This window comes from Polynucleobacter sp. 39-46-10, from assembly GCF_002282275.1.
Genome location: NZ_NCJB01000254.1, coordinates 1 through 3547 on the forward strand (window position 1 = coordinate 1; position 3547 = coordinate 3547).

Genomic DNA, 3547 nt, shown 5'->3' on the forward strand with positions numbered 1-3547 from the left:
CATGTCTTCGGTAAGTCGCTCATACATCGGAGTATTGGTTGCAAGTTTGATGCAAGGTGCTGGCTTTGATCCAAACATGGAGCCACGTCCCGTAGTAAATGCAATCAAGTTTGCACCGCCAGCAATTTGACCCGTTGCTGACACTGGATCAAAACCAGGTGTATCCATAAACACAAAACCCTTAGCCGTTACTGGCTCTGCATACCGATACACTTCCATTAACGGTCCCGTTCCACCTTTCATGGATGAACCAAGTGATTTTTCAAAGATATTGGCTAGGCCGCCGATTTGATTTCCGGGGCTAACTTGTCCATTGATCTGAACATCGCGACCGACAGAATATTCATCCTTCCACCAGCGAATACGTTGAATTAATTTCTCACCAATAGCCTTGCTTGCTGCTCGGCGGGTCAGCGTGTGTTCAACACCATAAATCTCCGGCGTTTCAGAGAGAATGCCGGTGCCACCATGACGCGACAAAATATCAATCGCAGCGCCCAAGGCTGGGTTAGCAGTAATCGAAGAGAAACCATCCGAGCCACCACATTGCAAACCAACGCAAAGGTGGCTTGCAGAGACAGTTTGCCTTTTCACTTTATTGACTTCCGGGAGAAGTGCTTTTACAGCCTCAATTCCTGCTTCAATCGTTTTGCGTGTTCCACCAGTTTCTTGCATGATGAAAGTATGCAAAGTAGAGTTTTCTTGCAGGGCTTCTTGCTCCATTAATCCCTTGAGTTGATTTCGCTCACAACCCAAGCCAATGATCAGGGCGGCAGCGAGGTTAGGATGCTGCGCATATCCAGCCATGGTTCGGCGAAGCAGTTGCATAGGCTCGCCACTCATTTCCATTCCACAACCAATACCATGACTAAATGCAACCACCCCGTCGATATTGGGAAAATCTTTTAAGCGTTCGGGGGTAAACCACGCTGCAATTTTGTTCACGACGGTTGCAGAGCAATTCACAGTAGATAGAATGCCAATGAAATTGCGTGTACCTACTTTGCCATTGGCGCGCACGTAACCTTGAAAAGTCGCACGTTCAGTTTCTGGTAAGAGGGTAGTGGGTTTGTATTCGCTAGCATAGGCATAGTCGCGATCGAATTCACGAAACTCCGTGTTATGACTATGAACCATCGTGCCAGGCTCAATATCGGTATTGGCGAATCCTACGGTCACGTTGTATTTCAGAATAGCTTCGCCCTTGAGAATTTTCTTTGCTGCAATTTTGTAACCTGCTGGCACTTGACTGCGGCTCGTGAAATTCTCACTTGGGACTGCTTCACCAATTGCCACATCTACCCGGGCTACCACAATGTTGTCATTGGGATGGAGTCGAATAATAGGGCCTATTAGGCGCTTCTCTGAGATTTCAATCATGGAATTTCTTTGCTTATTTCAGGTTGTCGTTTAGATGCTGATCGTAAGACTCAAACGCCAAATTTCTAATGACTCAGGTCAAAGATAATGACTTCGGCATTTTTGCCATCACTGACGATTAGGCTACTTTCGTTTTCTATCAAGAGCGCGTCACCGGTAGACAGGGATATACCGTTGACCTGTAAAGAGCCTTTTACAAGGTGAGCATAGGCTTTACGTGCTGGATCGATCTCTAATTTCTGGGATTGGGATCCATCAAATAAGCCTACATATATTCGGGCATCGGAATGAATTTTGACCGCGTTACCTGCGCCATCGGGGGATGCTATTAAGCAAAGCTTGCCTTGCTTGTCCGAGATAGGGATAGATTTTTGCTCGTAACTTGGCTGAATTTCCATGATATTTGGTTGAATCCAAATTTGCAGGAAGTGAGTGGTCTGATCTTTAGCGTGATTGAATTCACTATGAGTGACCCCAGTTCCAGCGCTCATACGTTGAACATCGCCAGGTGGGATGCCTTTCACGTTTCCCATGCTGTCTTCGTGGGCCAATTCACCAGATAAAACATAGCTGATGATTTCCATATTGCGGTGGCTATGCTTACCAAAACCCATACCTGCCGCTACTCGATCCTCGTTAATTACTCTTAAATTGCCCCAGCCCATAAATTGGGGGTCATGGTAGCCAGCAAAAGAGAAGGAATGAAAGCTTTTAAGCCATCCGTGGTCTGCAAAGCCACGTTCTTGGGATTTTCTGAGGGCTAACATCTTGGCTCCTTTAAGAAAGCGAATATGCCTATTATCATTAGCTTTTGACATATTTGCTGATTGGCATTCCATGGGAAGTATCAAACAAGACATTAAAGAATCTGCCCTTGGTTTTACTGAGGCTGCCCAAGAAAGATGGAGAGATTTTGTCCAGTTTCTGAAAGAGACCTGGCCAATTCTTGCATTGCTTTTCGTTTTGCTGGCGGGTATTTGGCTATATGCTGATCCACCACCTCCGCGGCAAGTATTAATGGCTACCGGAACTGAGGGTGGTTCATATGAGTTAATGGCTAAAAAATATGTCGATTTTTTTGAGAAAAAAGGGATCAAGCTTGAGTTGGTAAAAACCAAAGGTGCTCAAGAAAATCTAAAGCGCCTTGCCGATCGTAAAGATCCCTTGCAAGCAGCGTTTGTTCAGGCTGGAACATTTAATCCAGACGGAATTGGTGGTATTGATTCACTGGGTGCGGTTGATTATGAGCCTATATGGTTTTTTTATCGTGGTCCAGAAATTAAGGCGGGTAATTTTAGAGACGCCAACGGTCAAATGAAATATTTCCTAAAGGGGAAAGTTTCAGTAGGTGCAGTTGGTAGTGGCACCCACTCTCAAGCTATGCGCTTGATTCAGGCATCCGGACTTCAGAAAGAAGCTCATTTCTTATATTTACCTAACCATGAGGCAGTAAATGCCCTTAAGAAGGGTGAGATTGATGGGGCATTTTTAGTTGATGGTTATCAATCAGAAAATGTTCAAGCATTACTGAGTGATCCACAAATTCATCTCGCCGGATTTGAGCGAGCCGAGGCATATACCCATCTCTTGCCTTACTTGCATATCTTAAAAGTGCCTATTGGTGGATTTAGTTTGCCCAGAAACAATCCTGATGCTGACATACAGTTGATATCAACAACAACCAATCTATTGATTGATGATCGCATGCATCCTGCACTTCAATTCCTATTTTTAGAAGCGGCGCATCAAATTAACGGCAAAGCTAATTTCTTTGCGCGGCGTGGTGAATTCCCTTTCTTTGGAGATTCTCACTTCCCAGAGAGTTCAGTTGCTGTGCATTATGAGAAAAATGGTTCGCCTTGGTTGATGACCTTTTTCCCATTTTGGTTAGCGGAGCTCATCAACCGTTTAGTTTTTGTATTCTTGCCCTTCTGTGCCATTGCTTATCCAGCCCTCATTAGTCTTCCTGGCTATCGGGATAAGCGGATGCGCCGCAAGATTAATTCTTTGTATGGGATTCTCAAAGGCTATGAGCAGGAGATGATTGAGGGTTTCTCATCAGGATCTGGTGATGAATATCTTAAAAAGCTGGATTTGTTGGAATATGAAGCGCTCCAATTAAAAGTTCCCAAGAGTATGGCTGGCGACTACTATACTTTGAGGACCA

At 44.8% G+C, this 3547-nt stretch carries 3 protein-coding genes; 1 reads left to right on the forward strand and 2 read right to left on the reverse strand.

What is annotated here, in order from left to right; all coding sequences use genetic code 11:
- Positions 1 to 1380: altronate dehydratase family protein (locus B7X71_RS13785; RefSeq protein ID WP_293601037.1), on the reverse strand; the 1380-nt coding region annotated here is incomplete at its 3' end.
- Between the two features lie 65 nt (positions 1381 to 1445).
- The gene (locus B7X71_RS13790) at positions 1446 to 2147 is read right to left on the reverse strand and encodes a pirin family protein (RefSeq protein ID WP_293601038.1); all 702 of its coding nucleotides are present in this window, start codon (positions 2145 to 2147) and stop codon (positions 1446 to 1448) included.
- Between the two features lie 70 nt (positions 2148 to 2217).
- Here B7X71_RS13790 and B7X71_RS13795 point away from each other — a divergent pair.
- The coding region (locus B7X71_RS13795; RefSeq protein ID WP_293601039.1) for a TAXI family TRAP transporter solute-binding subunit at positions 2218 to 3547 on the forward strand (1330 nt) is incomplete at its 3' end.

Bases quoted from the DNA above. Each gene is read 5' to 3' on its own strand.
- B7X71_RS13790 (WP_293601038.1), bottom strand. From the start codon at position 2,147: ATGTTAGCCCTCAGAAAATCCCAAGAACGTGGCTTTGCAGACCACGGA.